A 523-nucleotide genomic window follows, 5' to 3' on the forward strand; every position below is an offset into this window, starting at 1 on the left:
CTCGTAAACGATTTGAAAACCGCTGTTCAGGCTTTACACCGCGTCATCATGATCCTGTCTCACCCTGATCTCGACCACTGGCGGCTGTTGCAATGGGATCCGACGCTTTCTGGCAAAATAGACAGCATTTATGTGCCGATCAATACAAAGCAGTTGGTTTTTTCTGATAAAAGTGTAAACAAAAAATCAAGGTTTTTGACGGTACACTTATTCCTTTGACGGTTGGTTCTTCTCTCGATTTGCATCGTAGTCAACCCAGTTACCCTGACAAGAATGGTGAGTGCCTTGTGTGTGTTTTTCACGCGCGTGGTCAGACGGTTCTTATCCCAGGTGACTAAGTGTATGAGCGTATGAGACAAGATACGAACTCGCTTATCTCTGGCTTGGCAAATACTTCATACACCGCGATTATTGTCCCGCATCATGGAGACTTTGCCAGCAGCCTTGGTGTATTCGCCGCACGTAATTCACAGTCGATTGCTTTTTTTTCGGCAGGTACCCATAAAGGATATAACCACCCTAC

General features: G+C 45.7%; 2 pseudogenes. Both read left to right on the forward strand.

The features are described from left to right. Positions 1 to 219, forward strand: a pseudogene (locus ALO43_RS31975) (hypothetical protein); the annotation flags it as partial. A gap of 119 nt (positions 220 to 338) precedes the next feature. Beyond that, positions 339 to 523: pseudogene (locus tag ALO43_RS31980) on the forward strand (hypothetical protein); the annotation flags it as partial.

This window comes from Pseudomonas tremae (assembly GCF_001401155.1).
Classification (GTDB): Bacteria; Pseudomonadota; Gammaproteobacteria; order Pseudomonadales; family Pseudomonadaceae; genus Aquipseudomonas; species Aquipseudomonas tremae.